General features: G+C 54.2%; 3 protein-coding genes and 1 pseudogene. 3 read left to right on the forward strand and 1 reads right to left on the reverse strand.

What is annotated here, in order from left to right; translation table 11 throughout:
- Positions 1 to 246: 246 nt before the first annotated feature.
- Complete coding sequence (locus IKE44_RS06240) at positions 247 to 807, reverse strand: tetratricopeptide repeat protein (protein ID WP_287465340.1); 561 nt, start codon at positions 805 to 807, stop codon at positions 247 to 249.
- A gap of 105 nt (positions 808 to 912) precedes the next feature.
- Between IKE44_RS06240 and IKE44_RS06245 the strand changes: the two genes are divergently transcribed.
- The 3 genes and pseudogenes from IKE44_RS06245 to IKE44_RS06255 form a co-directional block, all read left to right on the forward strand.
- Positions 913 to 1,131: a hypothetical protein gene (locus tag IKE44_RS06245; RefSeq protein ID WP_147432153.1), complete on the forward strand. Its 219-nt coding sequence runs from the start codon at positions 913 to 915 to the stop codon at positions 1,129 to 1,131.
- A 21-nt stretch (positions 1,132 to 1,152) separates the two neighbouring features.
- Entirely contained in the window at positions 1,153 to 2,004 is an 852-nt protein-coding gene (locus IKE44_RS06250) for a Cof-type HAD-IIB family hydrolase (RefSeq protein ID WP_033015450.1), read from the forward strand.
- 218 nt (positions 2,005 to 2,222) lie between these two features.
- Positions 2,223 to 2,773: pseudogene (locus tag IKE44_RS06255) on the forward strand (hypothetical protein); the annotation flags it as partial.

Below are 2,773 nucleotides of genomic sequence, written 5' to 3' on the forward strand. Positions count from 1 at the left end.
CCGATCAAACTTGCGGTGTTGGCCAACCCAGCTATAGTGGCGGTCAAGACAACCGTTGTTCCTGAAGCGAATGGAATGATGGCTCCTGCTCCAGCGGGTCCCGTAGGTCCAGTCGGTCCTTGAGGTCCGGTGGGTCCTGTTGGTCCGGTATAGATTTTTACAATCGGCGGCCATGTTCCGCATAAAGGGGAAAGACATTTTACTCGAATAGGACGTCGGTCAGACAAGCAGCATAACCTCCCTTCATCACGATTCATCGGTTTGGTGGAACGTGCTTTCGGCGGCGAGAATGGATTGCAGCAAGCATTCGTTGTGCAAAACCGCGGGATGATGAGGAACGTATTGTTTGGCTTTTTCGTTATGTTGGTATGCTAACTCGTACTCGCCCATGTAAAAGTAACATACACAAAGCTGCAAGTGGGAAAGCCAAGTCCAACAAGCATGATGAACAAATCCCCAGCTGTCGGAAGGCATTGTGAGCTGAGTGGCTAAATGGTACCAAAATGCGGCAAGCCGATATTGCTTGCGCTGAAGAAAGTAATAGCCGAGCCGGCAGCAGCATTCAGCCCGAGGGGTATCGTATTCGAACGATCGGAACGCATATCGCAATGCCTGTTCTTCATCACCGAGCGCATCAAAACCATCCGCTACCTTTCCGCAGGCGGCGATGCAATCTTCCACCCACCCTTTTTTTGTCTGCAAAAACTGTTCGTAATACTGAATGGCTTGTTCGTATTGTTGATGGTCAAACAATTCGTTGGCAAAGTAAAATAGATCTCTTGGCGAAAATTCTGCTCCTTGTGCCAACTGCCTTTCATATATTATACTATGAGAAGGAAGAACATTTCGCCATTTTTCCGTTCGTTTGTTATAATGGAGGGCAAGCACCACTTTTGCGAGCTGGGCGTTAAGATGAGCACAAATCCCCCTCGTTCTGATGAAGTGCGCCAATGGTTCGCACCGTTTGTGATCGAAGAACCCGACAGCTATCAGAATAAAAAGGAAGCGTTGCAGAACAAGAGCAGATGGAGTCAGGCGCTGACGTACGGAGAGAAGAGGGTGGATATTTCCAACTTTCCACTAGCCCCGGCTTCTGTCGGAACACCGTTTTTCCAGCCGCTTTTGGCATGACGAAAGAAAGAGGGATCAGAGATGTTGATTGCACTCGATATGGACGGAACGCTATTAAACAGGGAAGGAAAAATCAGTGAACGAAACCGGGCGGCCATCACCGCAGCGCAGGCGCAGGGCCACATTGTCGCCGTCGTGACAGGGAGGGCGCGCAAAGACGCGCTCGCCCCGCTTCGCGAGGCGGACATTATCTGCCCGATTGCCAGCTTAAACGGCGCGGTCGTTTCGCTCGAAGACGGCACGGTCATCAGCGAGGCGCCGCTCGAGCGGACAATCGTCCGTCCGACGCTTGAGTGGGTGCGCGAACAGTCCGATTTGTATTGCGAAACGTACACGGGCGATGCGGTCTATGTCGGCCTGCACAACCGCGCCCAATGGGAGGCGCTCGCTTCCGGGATGGCCGATGCGGCGCCAGAGGTGAAGTGGCTCGTGAACAAGCAGTTCCAGCAGGCGCGGGTGATGTATGTTGATGACATCCGCACGGTGTGGGACGACCCGCAGACGGTGATGTATAAGCTGCTGATTTTCGCCCTCGACCGCGAGCGGCTGCGTGATGCAGCGTCGCGATTTGCCGCGCTCCGTGGTGTCACGGTTACCTCGTCGCACCCGCACAATATTGAGATGAACAACGAACGGGCGACAAAAGGCGAGGCGCTCAAACAGCTCGCCGCCCATTACGGCATCGATGTGCGCGACACGGTCGCTTTTGGCGACAGCCATAACGATTTGTCGATGTTTAAGGTCGCAGGCTATCGCGTGGCGATGGACAATGCCGAGCCGGAGCTGAAAGCCATCTGCGACATGGTGACGTCCTCCCACGAAGAAGATGGGGTGGCGGCGGGGCTTGAGCGGCTGCTTGCGAAACGGGTGTAGCGGCACCCGTTTTTTTCGATTGGACGTTCACCACATCGCTTTGGATGTAGAGAGGCTCAGGTTTCCGGTGCTTGCCCCGTCTGCTGAAACGTGAATGTGTGCTGTCGGAGAGGGGAATCGTTTTCGCCGCTTATGGACAACAGTCGCATCATCATCTCAACGTATGGCAACGAAAGGTGAGAACAATGACGCACGATCGCATTCAAGACTGAATTGGAATGTGGTGGGTGCCGGTGTATACAGCGGCGGTGGCGCTGTATATGGTGGTCCAGTTTGTCGAGACGGCCCCCGTTCACGATGCTATGGGACCTGCAGCGCTGTCAGCGTTTATTGTGTCCACGTTTTTCGCCCGCGGGGTGTACCAGGTGTCGGGAGCTCTGTTTTTTGCATTTGGTGTTGGATTGTTTTGTTTCGGATGGGCGCTGCTTGTGCGCCGGGTGAAGCGGTATGCGGTGATGGCGCTCTGCCATTGGAAAGAGCGGACAGAGGGATTGGGAAACTATTTTTTCATGTTTTTAGGAGCCGGGTTGTTTGTCGAGATGCTGGCCCGGTCTCCGCTGCTCGCTGGGCTTGGAGGCTGGTTTCGCGTCGGGGCGGAACATTCCGTCTGGCTGTATGGAATGATTGCCGTTTATTTTTTCGCGACGTCGTTTGTTGGGTTTCATCCGTTGGTCAGCTTGACGCTGCTCATGCCGCTGCTTGTTCCGGCGGTGCCGTTGTCGATTGTGCTCGTTTGTTGCAGTTTGGCGACGGTCATGTACAGCCCGTA

It is taken from the genome of Geobacillus sp. (assembly GCF_017515625.1).
In the GTDB taxonomy this organism is placed as follows: domain Bacteria; phylum Bacillota; class Bacilli; order Bacillales; family Anoxybacillaceae; genus Geobacillus; species Geobacillus stearothermophilus.

Bases quoted from the DNA above. Each gene is read 5' to 3' on its own strand.
- IKE44_RS06245 (WP_147432153.1), top strand. From the start codon at position 913: ATGAGCACAAATCCCCCTCGTTCTGATGAAGTGCGCCAATGGTTCGCA.
- IKE44_RS06250 (WP_033015450.1), top strand. From the start codon at position 1,153: ATGTTGATTGCACTCGATATGGACGGAACGCTATTAAACAGGGAAGGA.